Below are 20144 nucleotides of genomic sequence, written 5' to 3'. Positions count from 1 at the left end.
ACGCGTACCCATCCCGAACACGACCGTTAAGCCCTCCAGCGCCGATGGTACTTGGACCGAAGGGTCCTGGGAGAGTAGGACGCCGCCAAGCACTAAAACCATTGTTGAGTGTTCAGCAATGGTTTTTTTGTTTTATATTTTTATATAAAGTTCAATTGGAGGCTAAATTGTCTCCAATAGGATGACATTTTTGTTACCGACACTTTGATCGATGCAAGTATAATAGAAAAGTGCAAATAGTAAGAATAGCCTTGATACGAATGAACTACTCATAAATTCATAAACCGAATTTTCTTGTGTCTTTAGATGCATGGTAGAGGTAAGGAGGATTTAAGGTATGAAGCCAACCAAACCTTTCTGGGTGCTGCTTGTTTTTTGTATAGTTGGTATAATGCTGGTGGGTTGCGGAACGAAGCAACCTTCCTGGGATATATTTGAGGGTGCACTGAATGAAAAGAGTTTTCCGGTTCCGAAGGAAGCTAACTCTCCTGACCGGACGACCACGAATGTAGCTATGGACTATGTGCGTTATTCTTTGCCTGGTTTAAAGGAAAAGGATAGTATACCAGAGCCTTATTTGAACACCATCAAGGAATGGGGCTGGGTAGAGCAGGACGAAGAAGATAAGACGGGATCGCGAGTTTTTCAGAAGGATGGATTGACAGTGCATTTATCTGTTCATGATGATTACTTTATTGTGATGGTTCCGAAGGAAAAGAAGACCTCTGTTAAGAGTTTGGGAGGAAAATAGATAAAGGCCATCCGATTAGGGATGGCCTTTACTTGTAATGGGTTATTTTCGCCAAAGCCTATATAGAAGTAGATATTGCATTAACTGGTCATTGTGAGTAGTACGAAGCGTCCGCCGGGTTGAATTTGAGCATGCCTTCCTTGCTTTCCCGTCGTAGCCGTAGCAAAATATATAATCGCGGCAGTAACAGCCAAAGGTGGCATACTACCAGTGAGGCTGTAAAAGCAGGTGGGGACCAGACAATAAAAAGTGCTGCGATGCAAAGGCCGATCCAAAAATTATGCAGCTGGACTTTGCGGAACAGACGATAGCTGATGTACTGATCCGGCATGTAGCCGAGCCACGGGAGCTTCAAGTAGATGCCCCATTTTTTGGCTATAGGGTGGCCCATAATTACCAGGACGGATCGCGAGATCACATATTGTATCCAGAAGACGACAGGTGCGGCGATAACCATGTAGAATATACTCCACCAAGAGAGAAATACCGTCTCTAGTACCAGACATACCATGGGGATTGTAATATAAATACTCAGGAGTGATTGGGTCAGGTTAATTTTTCGGATTAGTTTATATTGATAGAATGTAGCTGCACTATTCGTGTTGGGTTCCATAAAAAAGGACGGACCTCCTCGTAAGTTCTCAATGTTTTTAATATCGGCTGATGAAGGCATTTTCTTAACCGAAGTGTGAAGAACCCCGAAGGCAGCACCTGAATATAGATAAATTACAATCATATAGATATGAAAATACTATGAAAAGGTTTAAAATGATAGAAGGTGTATCATACTGTTCTTAAAAGAGTCAAGGTGGGATGCTAAATGGATCAGCAACCGGAACAAGCTTGTATCATTTGTGGACAGATGAAAGAGGAAGGTATTGTGATTGTCTCACATTTTATTTGCGAGGATTGTGAGGCTGAGATGGTGCGTACTGAGGCAGAGGATGCTAAATATCGCTTTTTTATCGGTCAGATGAAGAAGATTCAGCTTCAAAAAAACGCTTGATATTAAAATCGCAAGCTCAGGATTAGAAATAGAATTAGGGTTGGGCGGTGGATCGGTGTCACGTTGGTTGCAGAATAAGTTGTATATACGGCTTCACCGTCCTTTTGACGGCGGAGCCGTTTTGTTGTGCTTCCATAAAGAGAAACTGCGGCATAGGCGTTTGCCCGTATTTACGATACAATAGAGGTTAACCCTACCGGAAGGAATGGATAATGGATAAGATCAAGCGCAGTAGTGCACCTATATATGAGATGTTAGAGCAATATAAAGCTCAGGGTAATACTTCTTATCATGTTCCTGGGCATAAGAATGGCAGAGCGTATGAAGACGAACCTAGGGATGCTGGGTTTCTGGGTGAAATTATGGAGTATGATGTAACGGAAATTACAGGGACTGATGATCTCCATCACCCCGAAGGTGTGATCAGGGAAGCGCAGGAACTGGCGGCCGATTGTTTTGGAGCAGAGGAGAGTTTTCTTCTGGTGGGAGGCAGTACAGCCGGTAATCTGGCGTTGATCCTGACGGTATGTCCTGAACCTGGCATGATTTTGATTGTGCAGCGGAATGTGCACAAATCGGTTATTCATGGGCTAATGCTCGCTGGGGTGCGGGCGATGTTCCTGGAGCCTGAGATGGACCCTTTGAGCGGACTTGCAGTAGCTCCAGCGGCGGAGACGGTGCAGGCTGCCCTTGCAGCGTACCCTGAAGCCGTCGGTGTGTTGGTAACCATGCCGAACTATTACGGCATGGGCAGGGATCTTGCGCCTCTAGCGCAGGCCTGCCACAATAGCGGGGTACCGCTATTGGTGGATGAGGCGCATGGCGCGCATTATGGGCAGCACCCAGCTTTGCCTGCCGGGGCGCTGATGTGTGGTGCGGACGGTGTTGTGCAGTCCACGCACAAAATGCTGTCCGCGCTCACCATGGGCGCTATGCTGCATGTACAGGGACCGCGGATTGACCGGGCCCTGCTGCGGCAGCGGCTCGCCATGGTGCAGAGCTCGAGCCCATCGTACCCGCTGATGGGCTCGCTTGATCTGGCCCGGCGGCTGCTGCACAGCCAGGGCCCCGAAGCCTTCACGGCGGGACTCGCCGCCGTGGACGTTCTGTGGCGCGGCCTCGCGGAGCTGCCGCGCTACAGGCTGCTGCAGCCGGCTGCGCCGCTGCAGTGCACCGCCGGAAGTGACACGCTGCCGCTGCGCGGGGCGGCGTACACCACACAGGACCGCTTCAAAGCCGTCCTCTATGACGGCGCCGGGGTCCTGGGCGGCTTCGAGCTGCAGCGTCGGCTCGAAGCTAAGGGATGTGTGCCGGAGATGAGCGACGACCGGCACGTAGTGCTGTTGTTCAGCCTCGGCTCCTCGGCTGAGGACGCGCAGCGGCTTTTGCAAGCGCTGCGTGAAATTGACGAAGAAGAGCGCGCGTCAAGAGAAGCGCAGTGGGGGGCAACGGATGAACCATACGTGAGTATGGATGGTCAAGCGCTGGGCATATCTGCGGAGACTTCCTATCTGATGCAGGAACACCAGGCCACTGATAAGAAAGACGTCCAAGCAGAATCTATCGTCAACGCCGATGTTTCCACGTGGAACATTTTTAACAGGGAATTATTTTCAGATCCGGTACCTTTCTCGCTCAAGCCGGTGTCATCCGAGGATATGAAGCCGATGAGGCTTGCAGATAGCGCTGGGGAAATAGCAGCTGAAATGGTTATTCCTTATCCGCCAGGAATTCCGCTGCTTTATCCGGGGGAAAAGATCACAGAGTCTGTATGTCAAAGGCTAATGGATTTGGCTAATGGCGGTGCGAAATTTCAGGCGTGTGCGGATTCCGCATTGCAGCATATAATGGTATACAACAAGAAGAAAGGCGGAGAGGATTAAGTGGAACGACAAGGTTTCTTTATCACACTGGAAGGGGGGGAAGGGTCCGGAAAGACTACCATTATAGGGAGGCTGGCGGCGTACCTGCAGAACCGTTCTATTCCGTACCTGATTACCCGGGAACCCGGCGGAATTGAGATTGCCGAGAAGATCCGTTCCATTATTCTTGATCCGGCGCATACCGCAATGGACTCACGTACGGAAGCATTACTATATGCAGCAGCCCGCAGCCAGCATTTGGCGGAGGTTGTCGAGCCAGCTTTAGAGAAAGGGCTTACCGTATTGTGTGATCGTTTTGTCGACAGCAGTCTAGTGTATCAAGGATATGCCAGAGGTCTTGGCATGGAAGCGGTATGGGACATCAATCGTTTTGCTATCGGTAGCCGCATGCCGGATCTAACCTTCTATCTCGATATTGAGCCCGAGGTCGGTCTGTCACGAATCGCTGCCAACCAGGACAGGGAAGTGAACAGACTGGACATGGAGAGCCTGGCTTTTCACGAGAAAGTGCGCGAGGGTTACCAGCTGGTGGTGAATAACAATCCGGACCGAATTGTCGTGCTGGATGCCGGACGTCCTCTGCATATGGTGGAGCAGGATATTGTACGAACACTGGAAAAGAGAGTATTAAAGGGTTTTTGATGGGTTTTGTCAAATATAATAGGATAGCTGATCTGTATCCAGACAGCTCCATATTTCTTTAAGGAGGGAATGCGAAGATGAAGTTGATCGTAGCGATTATCCAGGATAAGGACAGTAACCGGTTGTCCAGTGAATTAGTCAAAGCTAATTTTCGTGCAACCAAGCTTGCCAGTACAGGAGGATTCCTGCGAGCGGGCAATACTACCTTCATGATTGGGGTGGAGGATGTTCAGGTTGAATCTGTGCTGAGTGTCATCCGCAACAGTTGCAAGGTACGTGAGCAGCTAGTCACTCCAGTAACGCCGATGAGTGGTACGACAGATTCATATTTGCCGCTTCCTGTAGAGGTTCAGGTCGGTGGTGCGACTGTATTTGTACTTCCTGTTGACCGTTTTGAACATTATTAAAGCATTCCTACACAACACATTATTCTTGCAATATCAGGAAGAGCATCTCAATCTATGGTCCTTCTGATATTATTGATAAAGGCGGTAGATGAACCTTGAAGATCAACCCGGGTTACAGACCTCTGAAGAGCGAGCTTTCCAACGCGGAGGGGCTGAACAAGCCTGTTCAGCAAAAAACGTTCTCCGATGTGTTCCAGCAGCAGGGAGAACAGAAAACGAAAGATGAGCTAAACCGACAGATTCGGGAAATCCAGCTTCAAGGAGACCGTTTGTCGAAATCCATGACGGTTCGAGAACTGTCTATCTACCGGACGTTGATCAAACGGTTTCTGGAGGAAACGGCACGGCGCGGCGTAATCCTGAAAGAAACAAAGGGTTGGGATCGTCGGGGCCGCAGCAAACGCTACAAACTGCTAGAAGAGATTGATACTGCGCTGCTGTCGATGGCAGATGATCTGCTAAGCAATGAGCAAGGTCGCATAGATTTGTTGGGCAAGGTGGGAGAAATCCGAGGTTTATTGTTAAACCTTGCTTTTTAAGAGTTATTTGGGAGGAATTTATGTCTTTTCATGATATATTGGGTCAGGAGGATGCCAAAAGGCTGCTTCAGAACGCACTGCGTAACAATACCGTGAGCCATGCCTATCTGTTCAGCGGGCCATCTGGTAGCGGACAGATGAGTACGGCCGTAACGTTCGCCCAGGCTATATTTTGTACAGTATCAGACGACGATGCTTGCGGGGAATGCCTGGAATGCCGAAAGGTAGAGCATGGCAATCACCCGGATCTGACGATCCTGAGGCCTGATGGAGCCAGCATCAAGATTGATCAGATTCGTCAGCTGCAGCGAATGTTCTCCTATCGGTCTGAAGGTGTTAATCCAAAGATCTACATTATAGATGAGGCCGACAAAATGACGGTGCAAGCCGGCAATAGTCTGCTGAAATTTCTTGAGGAGCCTTCGGCACCGGCAGTGGGCATTCTAATCTCGGACAATAGCCGGGCGCTGCTACCTACTATACAATCACGAACTCAGCGCATCCCATTCAGTCCTGTGCATCCGGATCTAATGCTGCAGGCGCTTGCTTCTGACGGAGTTCCGCTTCCCTTGGCCCGCTGCGCCGTATCCTTGACCTCGGGACTTGAGGGGTGCAGGCAACTTTTGGAACAGAATTGGTTTGCAGAAATGAGAAATCTAGTGTTACAATTAGCAAAGGAGTCTTTGGGCAAAGGCAGCTCCGCGCTTGCAACTGCGGGGGTGAAGCTGTTCAAGACCGGGCTCGGTGAACATTTGGATACTCTATTCAGCATGTTCCATCTATGGTTCAAAGATATGCTCTACTTCCTGTACCGAAAGCACGAAAGTATCGTTTTCATAGATCAGTTAGACTTTATTTCCAGACATGCCCGTCAGCGGACTACGGAACAGTGGGTGGGTTACATGGAGTTTGCTGCAGAGAGCAAAAGAAAGCTGCGCTCCAATGCCAATGCCCAGCTTTGTCTGGAGCAGTTCTTAATCCGTCTGGAAAGCTAAAGGATAATTATGAATATCCTCCATATGTCGCTTCAGCCTGGAAGTATTGGTGTAACCGATGAGGAAGGACAAGCATGCATTACCAGGGAGCGGACTTGCCCTTAGGTTCCTTTTACCGGCAAACAAGGGGGTTAATTTTTGTACAGCGTAGTAGGTGTCCGCTTTAAAAAGGCGGGTAAAATATATTACTTCGATCCGCTGGATTTTCCGATTGAACGGGATCAGTGCGTGATTGTTGAGACGGCACGTGGGGTGGAGTACGGCAAAGTCGTCATTGGCAAAAAAGAGGTGCAGGAGTCTGACGTTGTACTGCCTCTGAAGAAAGTCATGCGTATTGCCGGTGAAACCGACGCACGCGTGGTGGAAGAGAACAAGGGTGCGGCAAAAGATGCCTTTACCACCTGTTTAAATAAAATTCGTGATCATGGCCTTAAAATGAAGTTGGTGGACGTCGAATTCACATTTGACCGAAACAAAATCATCTTCTATTTCACGGCTGAGGGACGTGTCGATTTCCGTGAATTGGTTAAGGATCTGGCTAGTATCTTCCGTACCCGGATCGAGCTTCGGCAGATTGGTGTGCGTGATGAAGCTAAAATGCTGGGTGGACTGGGTCCCTGCGGGCGGGTTCTCTGCTGTTCATCCTGGCTGGGCGATTTCGAGCCGGTATCCATCAAAATGGCCAAGGATCAGAACCTTTCGCTCAATCCGACCAAAATCTCCGGATTATGCGGACGGCTCATGTGTTGCTTGAAGTTTGAGCATGATAATTATGAAAGTGTGAAGGAAGAAATGCCGGCAGTTGGTAAAATGGTCATTACCTCTTTAGGGGAAGGCAAGGTTGTAGGCATTAATGCCGGAAACCGTACGATTCATGTGCAGCTATTTGAAGTGGGCAAAGTGAAGGAACTTCCAATGGATGATGTTGTCGTCAAGTAAACCATATAAGGTTACTTTCGGGGTGGAAACTTGGAGAAGAAAAATATATTTGCACACATGCAGGATATGGAAGCGCAGATGGAAACAATGCGCGCCAATCTTGGCGAATGGAAACAGACGGTAAAAGAACTGATGGAAGCCAATCAAAGGCTCAGTCTCGAAAATGAACAACTTAGAAAAATATTAAAGAGGGAAGCACCCCTAGATCCTAACGTGGATTCGGCGGAAGCAGAAGCGCTTCTGGCGGCAAGCGAAGGAACAGAAGAGGTTGTCGGGGAAGGTTATGATAACCTGGCCCGTCTATACCATGAGGGCTTCCACATCTGCAATGTTTACTTTGGGCATTTGCGTACAGAGGGTGATTGTCTGTTCTGTCTTTCTTTTCTTAATAAATGAGGATATCCAGCCGTAGGGGATTTACGCCTACGGTTTTTTTGTAATATAGAAGAGATGTACGGTATTTAAATTTTTTAAAGGTAAGGAGAGCTACAAGATGAATTCGTTCAAAGATTCAGCCATTCCTCTGCTTCCGTCGGAGCGGGTGGATGATTTATTGACTCATGATCTGCACATTATACAAAGCGATGAGGTATTCAGCTTTTCGATGGATGCTGTACTGCTGGCACGATTCGCAGGTATTCCGCCGCGTGGCAGAGTGCTTGACCTCTGCACCGGCAACGGCGTTATTCCCATGCTGCTGACTACACGTACTAGTGCTTCTATAGAAGGAATCGAGATTCAACCCCGTCTGGCTGATATGGCCCGCCGCAGCGTGGCTATGAATGGTCTGGAGGAGCGGATTGTCATCCATGAAGGCGATTTACGTGAGCTGCATACAGTGGCAGGTTATGGTGTATATGACGCAATCACCGTGAACCCGCCCTACATGCCGCTGAACGGGAGCGATCTCAAAATGAATACACACCAGGCGATGGCCCGGCATGAGCTGGGCTGTACACTGGAGGAAGTCATTCAGGCCTGTGTCCGTCTTGTCCGTACTGGAGGTAAGGTGAGTATGGTACACAAGCCGCAGCGTTTGGCTGATATTATCAGCCTGATGCGGCAGTATAGACTGGAGCCGAAAAGTATCCGTTTTGTACATCCCCGTGCGCATCTTGAAGCGAATATGGTGCTTATCGAAGCAGCGCGTGACGGGAAGCCGGAGGTGCGTTTGCAGCCGCCGTTGATCGTTTATAATGAGAACAATGAATATTGTCCGGAGATCATGGACATCTATTTTGGAGCCGGAGAGGGTAGAACATGACAATATCTTGCCAGAGCAGTTTTCAAAACAGCAAAGATGGGGGGGGCCCGGAGGGGAGCGGCTCACTTTATCTTGTGGCTACACCTATTGGCAACCTGGAGGATATGACTTATCGTGCAGTGCGTACCCTCCAGGAGTGTGACATTATTGCTGCTGAGGATACACGAAATACGCGAAAGCTGCTGAGTCATTTTGAGATTTCCCCATCTATGCTATTCAGCTATCACGAGCATAATAAGGCGGCAAGTGGGCCGGAGCTAATACGCTATATAATAGAAGGTAAAAATTTGGCGCTTGTCAGTGACGCCGGTCTGCCGGCTATTTCTGACCCTGGTTCTGACCTCGTTGCACTTGCTATTAGCCATGGTATCCCGGTCATTCCGGTACCCGGTGCGAACGCTGCGTTGTCCGCATTGATTGCTTCCGGATTGCCGACGACAACCTTCACTTTTGCCGGCTTTCTTCCCCGGGAGCGTAAAGACATTCGTGCTGTCTTAGCTCCTCTGCGTTCTGCTCAGGGAACATTATTGTTTTACGAGTCCCCGCATCGGGTACTTAAGACCTTGGAGCATTTGCAGGAGGCATTCGGTAACCGCCGTGTTGTTCTAGCCCGTGAACTAACTAAGCGGTACGAGGAATTTCTGCGCGGAACGATTGAAGAGTGTAGCGCTTGGCTAGACGAGCATCCTCCGCTTGGAGAATATGTCATTGTCGTTGAGGGTGAGAGTAAAGAAGAGGCAGCCGCTGCCGAGTCCGCTTGGTGGCGTGAACTGAGCATCGAAGAACACGTAGCCCACTACGAGGCTAACGACATCCCTCGCAAAGAAGCTATGAAAAAAGCCGCTTCCGACCGCGGTGTGGCCAAACGAGATATTTATAACGCGCTGCTGGAGCGGGAATAGCATTCTAAAAGTATAATTTGGATCTAAGTGTATAAATTGGACAGGGTAAATGATGTTTGATAATGCTGAGGGAATATTGGGAAAACATTAAGCGGTTATTTTGAAGAAGTAATGCTTACGACGAAGCTAGGCAAATCCCGAAGGGAGAGCCATCGCAGTCCGCTCGTCGTAACTTATCCGTCGAATCAACGGTATGCCTAGCGCAGACATCAGCCATTCCCGAAGGGAGAGCCGCCGTAGTCCGCTCGTCGTAACTCGTTCTCCGAATCAGCTGTAAGCCTATCGCCGATGCAAGCCGATTCCTGAAGGGAGAGCGATGAACCCCCGCCATCTGTAGCACGCTGGGTTAGACGTATCACCACCCGGCGCTAACGTAGGGCAATTCCCGAAGGGAGAGCCGCCGTAGTCCGCTCGTCGTAACTCATTCGCCGAATCAGCTGTACGCCTATCGCCGACGCAAGCCAATTCCCAAAGGGAGAGCCGCCACAATCCGCACGCCGTAGCTCATCTCGTCCGCGCCGCATGACGAGGCCCAGGGGGCCGGTCCTAACGCTACCACCACCTTCCGTCCGCGATTGCCGCACTGTCCGCGGGTGTGCCCTTCCGGGTGTCCAGAGGGCTGGCAGCCCTTTGGGGCCCTCCCTACAGGGAGGGTTTGGGAGGGTGCCCCCACAAAAAAAAGTACCCCCCGCATACACGGAGGGCCAAGGAGATATAAAAAGGTTAGAATTAACAATTTGATTTATTCTTATTATATACTATTTGTTTTAGTTTGTCACAGGGGTAGGGATAGTAGAAATGCATTCATGACAAACAATTTTTCCTTTGAAATAAGTTACGTTCTCAGCATTGCCACAGAAGATGCAGGCAGGCTCATATTTCTTAAGCATGATCCGCTCACCGTCCACGTAAATTTCGAGCGCATCCTTTTCACCAATGCCAAGCGTACGGCGCAATTCAATTGGAATAACAACCCGTCCCAGTTCGTCTACTTTTCTTACAATTCCTGTTGATTTCATCATAGTAATCGTTGCCCCTTTCAAATATCAAAAGCGTCATTATTCGACATTCTTCACTGTTTTATGATATCCATAATACCAACGATTCCCAAAACAGTCAACCTTTTTTCTAACGAATTTTAGGGTAATTTTATGGAAATGTACAGTGCTGTTAGGTTTGAAGCGAAACCACCCAAAAATTACATAAATAAATTTTGTCGATTCAACCACTCATTTTGTGTCATAATTCGACAAAGTGCGACATTATTACCCATTATATACCGCCAAGCGCGAAATGACTAATTAAAATTATATGAAGGAGTTGATGTCATGAAGAAGCCGCTCACAGAAGAGAAGGTTTTCAAAGATCCGGTTCACAATTATATTCACGTGCAGGATGTGATCATCTGGCGTTTGATTAATACCAGGGAATTTCAACGGTTGCGCCGGATTCGGCAACTAGGCACCTCTTATCTGACTTTCCATGGTGCAGAACACAGCCGATTCTCGCATTCTCTTGGTGTCTATGAAATTACCCGTCGAATTATTTCCCAGTTTGAGCGAAGTGGATATAAAGGCTGGATTCCGGAAGAACGATTGCTCACGCTCTGTGCAGCGCTGCTTCATGATTTGGGGCATGGTCCGTTCTCCCATTCTATAGAAGAAGCTTTTGAAATGAACCATGAGGACTGGACGTGCCGGATCATTCTGGAGAACACAGAAATCACCAATATTCTGCGGGATGTAGAGGAAGATTTTCCTCAGAAAGTGGCTTCAGTTATCGCTAAAACCTATGAGCACGAAATTGTTGTCAATTTGGTGTCCAGTCCGCTCGATGCTGACCGGATGGATTATCTGCTGCGCGATGCTTATTACACCGGCGTAAACTACGGCACGATTGACATCGATCGAATTCTGCGGGTGCTTCGTCCCTACAATGGAAGAGTTGTAGTTAAGGAATCAGGAATGCATGCGATAGAGGACTATTTGATGTCGCGGTATCAAATGTACTGGCAAGTATATTTCCACCCGGTAACCCGGAGTTCTGAAATTATTTTACGACAGATTTTCCGCCGGGCTAAAGAGCTGTATTTAGAGGGGTATAATTTTAAATTTATGATTCATCCGCTGGGTGACTTGCTTCAGGGAGAAGTGACAGTGGAACAGTATTTGCTGCTAGATGAGGCGCTAGTTCAGACAGCCTTCATGCAATGGACACTGGAGGAGGATGGGCTGCTAAGCGACTTGTGTAGCCGGTTTATTCATCGTAAACTGTATAAATATGTGGAGATGGAGAGCCTCGATCCGGAGACGATTGACGAAATTCGCCGCAGTTTTGCCGGAGCGGGACTGAACCCGGAATATGATTTGGAAATTGATTTTCCGTCAGACCTTCCGTATGATGTGTTTCGTCCGGGAGAGGGTTTTGACAGCAACCAAATATTGCTGCTTGACCGGAAGGATCGGCTGCGTGAAATTTCGGAAGTTTCAGACATTATTCGTTCCATCAGCGGCATTCACCGTGGAAGATATCACTTATATTTTCCACAAGACAAGCTGAATAAGGCGCTTTCAAAACTGCCTGACTCCATTGCTGAAATATTCGCGAAATAAAGATTAAATAGTTATCTTTGAACATAGAAATCAAGACCGGGAGGACAACAGTACATGTACTTATTCGACACACATACCCATCTGGATGCTCCGCAATTCGACGAGGACCGTGAACAGGTCATTGCCCGTGCGGTGGAGGCCGGTGTCAGCAAAATGATCAATATCGGATTTAACCGGGAGACGATTCCAACCACGATGCAGCTCGCCGAATCGTATGATTATATTTATGCAGCCGTGGGATGGCATCCGCAGGATGCGATTGACATGAAGGAGGGGGACCTCGATTGGATCGCCTCGCTGTGTAGTCACAAGAAGGTTGTCGCCATTGGTGAAATCGGTCTCGATTATTACTGGGATACCTCTCCTAAGGACGTGCAGCATGAGGTCTTCCGTAAGCAGATCGGACTAGCCCGTGAGCTGAAGATGCCTATCTGTATTCATGATCGAGATGCCCATGAGGACGTGGTACGAATTCTCCGCGAGGAGAAGGCTAACGAGGTTGGTGGTGTAATGCATTCCTTCTCCGGCAGCTGGGAGACAGCGAAAATGTGCTTGGATTTGGGGTTCCATTTATCCTTCGGAGGACCGATAACGTTCAAGAATGCAAGGGTTCCCAAAGAGGTGCTGGCGCAGACGCCACTGGACCGTTTGTTGATCGAAACAGACTCCCCGTATCTGACGCCACACCCCTTCCGCGGGAAGCGAAATGAGAGCGCTCATGTCAAGTTGGTGGCAGAAGCTGCGGCAGAAATTAAAGGGATAACTTGGGAGGAATTGGCTGAAATTACGTATGCGAACGCGCTGGAACGATTTGGCATTGAGTGAAATCGGGAGAAAACACGGTGAAAAATAGAGGATAGCCGATGTATTAAACTTTTTTAATAAAAAAACAGCCGAATATTACAATATTTTAACCATATATTTGCGTAAACGTGGTTGAATCGTCCTTTACAACATGCATCAAAAAAGGATATCATCTTTTCAGTGCAGTGAGCTGTTGTTACAGTGACAGCCCACGCTATCATGGATCGTCTCGCTGAGTCTCCGTATGGAGAACGGGGGAACCAATATTGTTTTGCCGCATGCAGAGTACCACAAGCACAGCATAGAATGCCGCAGACACTATTTGATTTCTTCACGTGGTCTTTGGGGTGAATTTAAGGGCAACCGCCGTGAGCGGGTGACCCAAGATAGGGCGTCTCTCTTTCGTCCGAACCCGACAGCTAACCCCGTAAGCGAAAGTAAGAGAGGAAACCTCGTGCATAAGCCGCGTATTCTAACATCGGAGAAGCCACGAAAGAGTCCTCATAGAACTCTTTTAGGCTTCTTTTATTTTGAATAATGCGAATGTACCCTGCATACTGTTATATAACAGATGTGGGGGGAGCACTATGCCGGGCAGGCGATCCATGAGCAGGAGACGCAAAGGTATTGCAAATAGCGTGTCCTGTGACAATCTCGAATAGTTTCGTCCGAATGATGACAGTCATCTTGGTATACAGCTGACGACGGGGCTATGTAAGGAGGATGGAGAGAATGGGCGTATTCCAACCAGAAGTATCCCATGATTCGCAATCATCCAGCAGGTCTTACGCTTTACGGTGGGAACAAGTGAATTTTCGCGTACTTTCACTTGCCGGCGTGTTATCGATTTTGATCACGCTGATCATTCTGCTGTACGTGCACGGTCAAAGCAGCAAGCAGATCACTTTAGTAATAGACGGGAAAACGCAGTCTCTGGAAACGCGTGAAGCGATTCTCAGTGATGCACTAGCAAAAGAGCAAATTTCGCTGCAGCCGCATGATCAACTATCTATAGGCCTTAGTGATGAAATAAAAGACGGCGACCGTGTCGTAATTAACCGTGCGCAGCCATTCAGTCTTTCTGCGGATGGTGCAAAAAAGATTTTTTATACGACCGAGAAAACAATCGGTCAGGCCATCAAGAAGCTGGGTATTGCCCTCGAAGGCCATGATAAGATTTTCCCTTCGCTAGATACCACTATCTCTGCCAATATGGATATCAAGATTGTCCGCATTAACAAACAAACTGTACAGCGGACAACGAACTTGCCATATCGAGTCATCAAGACGGCAGACCCCTCCCTTACCAAGGGAACAGTCAGAGTGGCACAGGCGGGCGCACCAGGCGTCATGATCCAGCACATCGAAAAGGTTTATCAAGACGGTGAACTGGCTTCCATGCGTATGGTTGGGAAAGAAGTGCAGACGGTGACCAAAGACAAAATTATCGCCGTTGGCACAAAGCCTCTCCCAAAACCTGTAACAGTGGCCCAAACAACAACTTCCAAAACAGCTAATGCTACCATTTCAACAAAAACCAGTGCCAAGAGCAGTAATGTCGCCACTAAATCGGGCGTCAATTTTGAATACAAGAAATTAATCAAGAACGTCTCGATGACTGCTTATTCTTCAGAAGAACCGGGCATTGGAACTCGTACCGCCTCCGGCACACGCGTAACGGAAGGACGTACGATTGCAGTGGACCCTAATGTAATTCCTATCGGTTGGTGGGTATATATCGAAGGCCTGGGTTTCCGCCGTGCAGAAGATACTGGTGGCGCTATCAAAGGCAATAAGGTGGATGTCTACTACGATTCGCTGAACCATGCACGTAATTTCGGACGCAAGTCTCGTGCTGTGTATGTGATCGGACCTGTAAAACCAGAGCTTAACTAAGTCTGAGCTTTTGCAAAATTAGGTTGAATCAGCTATAGTGAGGGTAGCAATTAAGAATAACTTGTGCTCAGGAAATGATCGCAGAGCTACCGCTCATCACTTATACATTCTTTAGCCAAAAAGAAGGGGAGCGAATCCTCTTCTTTTTGCGTTTACGAGAAGGAGTAAACACTTATGATCAAGGAAGTAATCGTTGTCGAAGGCAAGAGCGACACGATAGCCATCAAGCGAGCGGTTCAGGCGGATACCATCGAGACTGGCGGCTCCGCGGTGGACAAGAAGGTGATTGCCAAAATCGCGCTCGCCATGGAACGGCGGGGTGTGATTATTCTAACGGATCCTGACCATGCGGGGGAGCGTATCCGCAAGATCGTTTCAAGCAAGGTTCCAGGCTGCAAGCATGCCTTCATCCCCGAGAAGGATGCTACTCGTAAGGGTGACATTGGCGTCGAAAATGCTGCACCTGAGGCGATCCGCCACGCGCTGGCGCATGTACATACGTCCTTCGAGGGCGCACCAGCCCTGATAGGGCTGGATGACCTAATGGCGGCAGGCATGCTGGTGCACCCACAGGCCGCTCAGAGAAGGATGCTGCTAGGCAATCTGCTTGGCATTGGGTACTGCAACGGCAAGCAACTCTTCAAGCGGCTTGCAATGTTTGGCATTACGCGGGAGGAGTTTGCCGGAGCCCTCGCCCAAATTGAACAGGGAGGCATAACTTCATGACTGGCAAAGAGAGCGTTTCAACCCCTAAACGGACAAAGGAAATCATTCAACGGTACGGGTTCTCATTCAAAAAAAGTCTGGGTCAGAACTTTCTGATTGACCAGAATATTCTCGATAAAATTGTAAACGCCGCTGAGCTGGACAATACTGCAGGTGCACTGGAGATCGGTCCTGGAATCGGGGCACTGACAGAGCGCTTGGCGCAAACTGCCGGTGCCGTAACAGCGGTGGAGATCGACAGACGGCTGATCCCGATTCTGAAGGATGTACTCTCCCCATACCCCCATGTGAAGGTTCGTAATGATGACGTACTGAAGGTGGACTTACAGCAACTCTTCAAGGAGGACTTTGCCTCCGTAGATCGAGTAAGCGTAGTTGCTAACTTGCCTTATTATGTTACGACGCCAATCCTTATGAAGCTGCTAGAAGAGAAGCTACCGCTTGATAATATCGTTGTTATGATCCAGAAGGAGGTTGCCGAACGGATGGCAGCTTCCCCGGGCGGCAAAGAGTATGGCAGTCTGAGTATCGCCGTACAGTATTACAGTGAGCCGGAGCTGGTCTGCATTGTGCCGCACACCGTATTCATCCCGCAGCCGAATGTAGAGTCGGCAGTGATCCGACTGAAGGTACGGGAGCGTCCACCAGTAGAGGTTGCCGATGAGAAGCACTTCTTCGATGTGGTACAGGCTTCCTTTACCCAGCGGCGCAAGACGATCGCCAATAACCTCAAGGCTCGTTTCTTCCCAGGAGAGGGACGCGAGCGCCTGGAGGCGCTGCTGAGCGAAGCAGGAATCGAGCCGACAAGACGTGGAGAGACACTGAGCCTGGAGGAATACGCCCGGCTTAGCGGAGTTCTTTTGGCCGCAGGAGTTGTCTGAGTTAAGCAGAAACGGCTGCCTTCCTTAAATGGGGGGCTGATATTTTAAAAACACGCCAGAATACGAACCAACCGCGGCTTTTGCCCATACGATGGGGTAAAGGTGGTGTTTTGATGAATTCAGGAGACTTGGTCGTTCGCAAATCTTATGGCGGTGACGTGACTTTTCGAGTAGAGCGCATCGTGCAGACCGGAGCCGTTATCAAGGGGACAGAATTCCGTCTGCTGGCGGATTCTCCACTGGACGACTTGGTACAGGTGCCTCCTACCCGGATCACAGAGCTGGGGCAGCGAGCGCAGATAAAGGCAAAGGAATCGTTGACGCAGTTGCATAAGGACCGTCAGGACCAAACACAGCGCAGCGGTAACAGTACGGGCGGGTTGTGGAATCAATCCTCTACAGAAGCGGCTTATTTTGATGTGCCAGGCAAAGTGCTGCATTTGGACGGCGATGCGTCCTATTTGAATAAAAGCCTGAGCTTGTATGAGCAATTGCGGATTCCTGCCGAGGGTCATCATGTTCGTGAGTCCTCTATGGCGGATACGCTCTACCGACTGCTGCCCCGTGTCCGTCCGGATATTGTGGTGATTACTGGTCATGACGGAGTGCTCAAGCAGCAGCATACTTATGATCTCTACAGCCTGAACAGCTACAAAAATTCACAGAATTTTGTGGCCGCAGTTCAGGTTGCCCGGGAGTATGAACGAAATTTTGACTCACTCACCATCATTGCGGGTGCTTGCCAATCGCATTTTGAGGCGCTGCTGGGCGCAGGGGCCAACTTCGCTAGCTCGCCGGGGCGGATTCTGATTCACGCGCTGGACCCTGTCTATGTGGCAGCCAAGGCGTCATTCACGTCCGTTCGGGATACGGTTAATTTGAACGACGTGCTGGGCAACACCATCAGCGGCAGCCAAGGTATGGGAGGCATTGAGACACGCGGTAGCTTCCGAGTCGGTATGCCACGCTTGCAGAACCTCTCTGCGCTAAAGGTTACCCCTTCGGTGGTTTAACGGACATCTACGCGCCTTAGAAGAAGAGTGAGCCGTTCTCGCGGCTATATAAGTAGCAGAAGAGAGCCGGGCGGAAGCCCGGTTCTTTCTTTTTCAGGAAAAAAGGGTCTATTGCTCATAATCTGACGGGAACAGGACACACTCCTCATATGGACAATTCAAGACCAGTCGAGTCAAGCAAATACTTATTACCGATAACAAGGCAATTATTGCAGCCAATCTTTCCCCCGAAAAAAATCCATTGACATCCCTTTTGGCATAATTTATAATTATTTATTTACTTTGACAAGGTCTGTAAAATGATGTATAATGGACAAGGAAAGAGGTGGTCGTCAGGCAATGGCTAATAACGCGCTGTTGGAAATCAAACGCAGTCTCGAAGCTCACGTCGGTCATAAGATTACGCTACGTGCAAATGGTGGTCGCCGTAAAACCGTCGAACGCACCGGTGTCCTGGAAGAAACGTACCCTTCTGTTTTTATTGTCAAACTAGATCAGGAGCAGCAAACGTTCAAACGAGTCTCCTACAGCTATGCCGATATACTTACCGAATCTGTGGAAATCACAGTGTGTGAAGATGACGGGCAGATGCGGATCATGTATATTAAATCTTAACGATTCATGAGCAGCCTCCTATTTGGGGGCTGTTTTTTGTTGGATGAATGATCTCTTCCCCTGGCAAGCATACTAATAAGGCAAGTTGCTCATCATCAAATATGCATTAAGGGAGGAACCTTAAGTGAGCCGAAGAAGACGTAGCACGATGTCGGAGGAACTGAAGACCGAGCTGGCCAAGGAACTGGGGTTCTACGATACTGTGGAGCGCGAGGGCTGGGGTGGAATCAGAGCGAAGGATGCCGGGAATATGGTCAAGCGGGCCATTCAGCTCGCTGAGCAGGCTGCACGTAGATCGGATTGAGGCTTAGGGTTGTATGGACTTGGAAAGGACGCTGCCACGAAGGGGCGTCTTTTGTTCTGTCTTGGGACCCATTCCATTTGAAGAATGGACTTCGATACCAGTTTCTCATATAATATGTTAAGTTGTTTTTAGGGGAAAAGCTGAAGGTGGGTGAACGCCTTGAAAATGTACGAAAAAGCGCCGGCCAAAATCAATTTGATGCTGGACGTATTGCATAAGCGCGCTGACGGTTTTCATGAGGTGGAAATGATAATGACGATGGTAGATCTGGCAGACCGTTTGGAGCTGTCAGAGATGCCGAGGGATTCGATTATAATATCCAGCCAGGCAGGGTATATCCCTCTGGATGAGAAGAATTTGGCCTTTCAGGCGGCAAGGCTGATTAAAGACCGCTACAATGTGCGGAGTGGCGTACATATCCATCTGGACAAAAGAATCCCAGTCGCTGCCGGGCTCGCCGGCGGCAGCAGTGATGCCGCAGCTACGCTGCGCGGCCTCAACCGGCTCTGGCGCCTCGGGATCCCGGCGCAGGAGCTGCAAGAGCTCGGCGCCGAGCTGGGCTCGGACGTGCCTTTCTGCGTGACGGGCGGTACAGCCCTTGCGACGGGCCGTGGGGAGCAGCTGACGCCGATTGTAAGTCCCCCGCAGTGCTGGGTAGTGCTGGCGAAGCCGCCGATCAATGTATCGACGGCTGAGGTGTATGGCCGTGTGCGTGCCGGGAATATCGCCGTACATCCGTCCGCTAGCGAAATGCGCGCAGCGATTGAGGCTGGCGATTTTCACGGCGTGTGTAGCAAGCTAGGCAACGTCCTGGAGGACGTGACGCTGAAGCTGCACCCGGAGGTGCAGCAGCTTAAGGATGCGATGATCAAGCTCGGAGCTGATGGCGTCCTGATGTCGGGTAGCGGGCCTACCGTGTTCGGACTTGTGTCCAAGCAGTCGAAAGTAGCGCGCATCTATAACGGACTGCGCGGATTTTGTAAGGAAGTATATGCAGTACGGTCGCTGACATAGCAGGCTTCTCTTGTATAAACCCGTACAAAAGTGATATATTTTTCTATAATATTCGGTTTTGGCGAGGAGTATTCTGTGAAGAAACTAAAACGAAGTCAGCGTTTGGTTGACATGACCCAATTTTTGCTGGAGAAGCCGCATGACCTGCTGCCGCTGTCCATTTTTGCGGAACGTTACGGTGCGGCGAAGTCATCCGTAAGTGAAGATCTGGCTATTATAAAAGAGGTATTTGAAGGTGAAGGCATGGGCGAGCTTCAGACCCTGGCTGGTGCAGCGGGCGGAGTACGCTATATTCCGAAGATTCCAAAGGAAATGGCGCTTTCATTTGCCAAGCGTCTGTGCGAGCAACTCGAACACAGCGATCGCATTCTTCCAGGTGGATATTTGTACATGTCTGATCTGTTAGGGCTTCCTTCCTTGATGGAGCAGGCTGGCAAGATCATTGCCACTGCTTATAGCAATCAGGACATCGACGTGGTTATGACGGTAGAGACCAAGGGGATCCCCCTGGCTTATGCAACGGCAGCCCAACTGGGATTGCCTGTCGTGATTGTCCGTCGTGACCATCAGGTGACGGAAGGTTCGGCGGTGAGCATTAATTATGTATCCGGATCGCATAAGAGCATTCACACGATGTCACTGTCCAGACGGGCCTTGAAGGAGAAATCCAGGGTACTGATCGTGGACGACTTCATGAAAGCAGGAGGAACCATTCGCGGAATGGTGGATCTGCTCGGCGAGTTTAATGCCGAAGTGGCGGGTGTTGGTGTGCTGGTGGAATCTGGCGCGGTAGAATCAGAAGAGCGGCTGCTGCACGAGTATGTGTCGCTTGTGAAGCTAAGTGAAGTGGACGCCAAGGAGCGGAAAATTTCTGCACATCCGGGGAATTACTTTTTTTGACGGAAATGTGAATTGAGATACGCGGGTCGGCTGGAATGCCAGGTCCGCGTA

The 20144-nt window shown here is 49.4% G+C and carries 24 protein-coding genes, 1 rRNA gene and 1 riboswitch; of the genes, 22 read left to right on the top strand and 3 right to left on the bottom strand.

The window, feature by feature from the left end:
* A 5S ribosomal RNA gene (gene rrf / locus ACFVRY_RS28190) occupies positions 1-91 on the top strand; the annotation flags it as partial.
* Between the two features lie 246 nt (positions 92-337).
* A complete protein-coding gene (locus ACFVRY_RS28185; protein ID WP_387503565.1) occupies positions 338-751 on the top strand; it encodes a hypothetical protein in 414 nt (137 codons plus the stop codon).
* Positions 752-839: 88 nt separating this feature from the next.
* On the opposite strand, the gene ACFVRY_RS28180 is transcribed toward ACFVRY_RS28185, so the two are convergent.
* Positions 840-1364 (bottom strand): hypothetical protein, encoded by a 525-nt coding sequence (locus tag ACFVRY_RS28180; RefSeq protein ID WP_387503563.1) that lies wholly within the window; start codon positions 1362-1364, stop codon positions 840-842.
* A 207-nt stretch (positions 1365-1571) separates the two neighbouring features.
* Between ACFVRY_RS28180 and ACFVRY_RS28175 the strand changes: the two genes are divergently transcribed.
* From ACFVRY_RS28175 to rsmI, 10 genes are all read left to right on the top strand, one after another.
* Positions 1572-1757 (top strand): sigma factor G inhibitor Gin, encoded by a 186-nt coding sequence (locus ACFVRY_RS28175; protein ID WP_066368015.1) that lies wholly within the window; start codon positions 1572-1574, stop codon positions 1755-1757.
* Positions 1758-1969: 212 nt separating this feature from the next.
* Positions 1970-3640, top strand: coding sequence for an aminotransferase class I/II-fold pyridoxal phosphate-dependent enzyme (locus tag ACFVRY_RS28170; protein WP_387503562.1), 1671 nt, complete (start codon positions 1970-1972; stop codon positions 3638-3640).
* Positions 3641-4282 carry a dTMP kinase gene (tmk, locus tag ACFVRY_RS28165; RefSeq protein WP_387503561.1) on the top strand — a complete coding sequence of 214 codons (642 nt, stop codon included), beginning with the start codon at positions 3641-3643 and terminating at the stop codon, positions 4280-4282.
* Positions 4283-4359: 77 nt separating this feature from the next.
* On the top strand, positions 4360-4689 hold the full coding sequence (locus ACFVRY_RS28160; RefSeq protein ID WP_066368004.1) for a cyclic-di-AMP receptor: 330 nt from the start codon (positions 4360-4362) through the stop codon (positions 4687-4689).
* A 95-nt stretch (positions 4690-4784) separates the two neighbouring features.
* Positions 4785-5228, top strand: coding sequence for a YaaR family protein (locus ACFVRY_RS28155; protein ID WP_387503560.1), 444 nt, complete (start codon positions 4785-4787; stop codon positions 5226-5228).
* 20 nt (positions 5229-5248) lie between these two features.
* Positions 5249-6223 carry a DNA polymerase III subunit delta' gene (gene holB / locus ACFVRY_RS28150; protein ID WP_066367990.1) on the top strand — a complete coding sequence of 325 codons (975 nt, stop codon included), beginning with the start codon at positions 5249-5251 and terminating at the stop codon, positions 6221-6223.
* Positions 6224-6361: 138 nt separating this feature from the next.
* Positions 6362-7162, top strand: a complete 801-nt coding sequence (locus ACFVRY_RS28145; protein ID WP_066367989.1) for a PSP1 domain-containing protein — start codon at positions 6362-6364, stop codon at positions 7160-7162.
* Positions 7163-7192: 30 nt separating this feature from the next.
* Entirely contained in the window at positions 7193-7558 is a 366-nt protein-coding gene (gene yabA, locus ACFVRY_RS28140) for a DNA replication initiation control protein YabA (protein WP_066367987.1), read from the top strand.
* 97 nt (positions 7559-7655) lie between these two features.
* Positions 7656-8426 carry a tRNA1(Val) (adenine(37)-N6)-methyltransferase gene (locus ACFVRY_RS28135; protein WP_387503559.1) on the top strand — a complete coding sequence of 257 codons (771 nt, stop codon included), beginning with the start codon at positions 7656-7658 and terminating at the stop codon, positions 8424-8426.
* Entirely contained in the window at positions 8423-9328 is a 906-nt protein-coding gene (rsmI, locus tag ACFVRY_RS28130; protein ID WP_387503558.1) for a 16S rRNA (cytidine(1402)-2'-O)-methyltransferase, read from the top strand. The genes ACFVRY_RS28135 and rsmI overlap by 4 nt, the downstream gene beginning before the upstream one ends.
* Positions 9329-9696: 368 nt before the next feature.
* Here the strand turns inward: rsmI and ACFVRY_RS28125 are convergent, their stop codons facing one another.
* Positions 9697-9852 (bottom strand): hypothetical protein, encoded by a 156-nt coding sequence (locus ACFVRY_RS28125; protein WP_387503557.1) that lies wholly within the window; start codon positions 9850-9852, stop codon positions 9697-9699.
* Positions 9853-10095: 243 nt separating this feature from the next.
* Complete coding sequence (locus tag ACFVRY_RS28120) at positions 10096-10350, bottom strand: AbrB/MazE/SpoVT family DNA-binding domain-containing protein (protein WP_042123095.1); 255 nt, start codon at positions 10348-10350, stop codon at positions 10096-10098.
* Positions 10351-10656: 306 nt separating this feature from the next.
* On the opposite strand from ACFVRY_RS28120, the gene ACFVRY_RS28115 reads away from it, so the two are divergent.
* From ACFVRY_RS28115 to purR, 10 genes are all read left to right on the top strand, one after another.
* A complete protein-coding gene (locus ACFVRY_RS28115) occupies positions 10657-11940 on the top strand; it encodes an HD domain-containing protein (protein ID WP_387503556.1) in 1284 nt (427 codons plus the stop codon).
* 54 nt (positions 11941-11994) lie between these two features.
* Complete coding sequence (locus ACFVRY_RS28110; protein WP_387503555.1) at positions 11995-12765, top strand: TatD family hydrolase; 771 nt, start codon at positions 11995-11997, stop codon at positions 12763-12765.
* Positions 12766-12964: 199 nt separating this feature from the next.
* Positions 12965-13193: riboswitch (cyclic di-AMP (ydaO/yuaA leader) on the top strand.
* Between the two features lie 283 nt (positions 13194-13476).
* Entirely contained in the window at positions 13477-14640 is a 1164-nt protein-coding gene (locus tag ACFVRY_RS28105; RefSeq protein WP_387503554.1) for a resuscitation-promoting factor, read from the top strand.
* Between the two features lie 174 nt (positions 14641-14814).
* A complete protein-coding gene (rnmV, locus tag ACFVRY_RS28100; RefSeq protein ID WP_387503552.1) occupies positions 14815-15366 on the top strand; it encodes a ribonuclease M5 in 552 nt (183 codons plus the stop codon).
* On the top strand, positions 15363-16247 hold the full coding sequence (rsmA, locus tag ACFVRY_RS28095) for a 16S rRNA (adenine(1518)-N(6)/adenine(1519)-N(6))-dimethyltransferase RsmA (protein WP_387503551.1): 885 nt from the start codon (positions 15363-15365) through the stop codon (positions 16245-16247). Before rnmV ends, rsmA begins: the two co-directional genes overlap by 4 nt.
* Positions 16248-16360: 113 nt before the next feature.
* Positions 16361-17260: a sporulation peptidase YabG gene (gene yabG / locus ACFVRY_RS28090; RefSeq protein ID WP_387503550.1), complete on the top strand. Its 900-nt coding sequence runs from the start codon at positions 16361-16363 to the stop codon at positions 17258-17260.
* Between the two features lie 339 nt (positions 17261-17599).
* Entirely contained in the window at positions 17600-17875 is a 276-nt protein-coding gene (veg, locus tag ACFVRY_RS28085; RefSeq protein ID WP_066367960.1) for a biofilm formation stimulator Veg, read from the top strand.
* A 124-nt stretch (positions 17876-17999) separates the two neighbouring features.
* Positions 18000-18179 carry a small, acid-soluble spore protein, alpha/beta type gene (locus tag ACFVRY_RS28080; RefSeq protein ID WP_066367955.1) on the top strand — a complete coding sequence of 60 codons (180 nt, stop codon included), beginning with the start codon at positions 18000-18002 and terminating at the stop codon, positions 18177-18179.
* A gap of 159 nt (positions 18180-18338) precedes the next feature.
* Complete coding sequence (ispE, locus tag ACFVRY_RS28075) at positions 18339-19193, top strand: 4-(cytidine 5'-diphospho)-2-C-methyl-D-erythritol kinase (RefSeq protein WP_387503548.1); 855 nt, start codon at positions 18339-18341, stop codon at positions 19191-19193.
* A gap of 75 nt (positions 19194-19268) precedes the next feature.
* Entirely contained in the window at positions 19269-20093 is an 825-nt protein-coding gene (gene purR / locus ACFVRY_RS28070; protein WP_066367938.1) for a pur operon repressor, read from the top strand.
* The last annotated feature ends 51 nt before the right edge of the window (positions 20094-20144 follow it).

It is taken from the genome of Paenibacillus sp. NPDC057934, assembly GCF_042887565.1.
GTDB lineage: Bacteria > Bacillota > Bacilli > Paenibacillales > Paenibacillaceae > Paenibacillus_AQ.
Note: the sequence above shows the minus strand (reverse complement) of the source record. Positions and strands in the feature narration are given on the sequence as shown.

What these genes read in the sequence shown, in the direction of transcription:
- rsmA (WP_387503551.1), top strand. Translation starts at nt 15,363, where the DNA reads ATGACTGGCAAAGAGAGCGTTTCAACCCCTAAACGGACAAAGGAAATC.
- ACFVRY_RS28125 (WP_387503557.1), bottom strand. Translation starts at nt 9,852, where the DNA reads ATGCGGCGCGGACGAGATGAGCTACGGCGTGCGGATTGTGGCGGCTCT.
- ACFVRY_RS28120 (WP_042123095.1), bottom strand. Translation starts at nt 10,350, where the DNA reads ATGATGAAATCAACAGGAATTGTAAGAAAAGTAGACGAACTGGGACGG.
- ACFVRY_RS28135 (WP_387503559.1), top strand. Translation starts at nt 7,656, where the DNA reads ATGAATTCGTTCAAAGATTCAGCCATTCCTCTGCTTCCGTCGGAGCGG.
- ACFVRY_RS28185 (WP_387503565.1), top strand. Translation starts at nt 338, where the DNA reads ATGAAGCCAACCAAACCTTTCTGGGTGCTGCTTGTTTTTTGTATAGTT.
- holB (WP_066367990.1), top strand. Translation starts at nt 5,249, where the DNA reads ATGTCTTTTCATGATATATTGGGTCAGGAGGATGCCAAAAGGCTGCTT.
- ACFVRY_RS28160 (WP_066368004.1), top strand. Translation starts at nt 4,360, where the DNA reads ATGAAGTTGATCGTAGCGATTATCCAGGATAAGGACAGTAACCGGTTG.
- rnmV (WP_387503552.1), top strand. Translation starts at nt 14,815, where the DNA reads ATGATCAAGGAAGTAATCGTTGTCGAAGGCAAGAGCGACACGATAGCC.
- ACFVRY_RS28175 (WP_066368015.1), top strand. Translation starts at nt 1,572, where the DNA reads ATGGATCAGCAACCGGAACAAGCTTGTATCATTTGTGGACAGATGAAA.
- ACFVRY_RS28170 (WP_387503562.1), top strand. Translation starts at nt 1,970, where the DNA reads ATGGATAAGATCAAGCGCAGTAGTGCACCTATATATGAGATGTTAGAG.
- ACFVRY_RS28105 (WP_387503554.1), top strand. Translation starts at nt 13,477, where the DNA reads ATGGGCGTATTCCAACCAGAAGTATCCCATGATTCGCAATCATCCAGC.
- yabG (WP_387503550.1), top strand. Translation starts at nt 16,361, where the DNA reads ATGAATTCAGGAGACTTGGTCGTTCGCAAATCTTATGGCGGTGACGTG.
- ACFVRY_RS28115 (WP_387503556.1), top strand. Translation starts at nt 10,657, where the DNA reads ATGAAGAAGCCGCTCACAGAAGAGAAGGTTTTCAAAGATCCGGTTCAC.
- rsmI (WP_387503558.1), top strand. Translation starts at nt 8,423, where the DNA reads ATGACAATATCTTGCCAGAGCAGTTTTCAAAACAGCAAAGATGGGGGG.
- ACFVRY_RS28110 (WP_387503555.1), top strand. Translation starts at nt 11,995, where the DNA reads ATGTACTTATTCGACACACATACCCATCTGGATGCTCCGCAATTCGAC.
- veg (WP_066367960.1), top strand. Translation starts at nt 17,600, where the DNA reads ATGGCTAATAACGCGCTGTTGGAAATCAAACGCAGTCTCGAAGCTCAC.
- ACFVRY_RS28180 (WP_387503563.1), bottom strand. Translation starts at nt 1,364, where the DNA reads ATGGAACCCAACACGAATAGTGCAGCTACATTCTATCAATATAAACTA.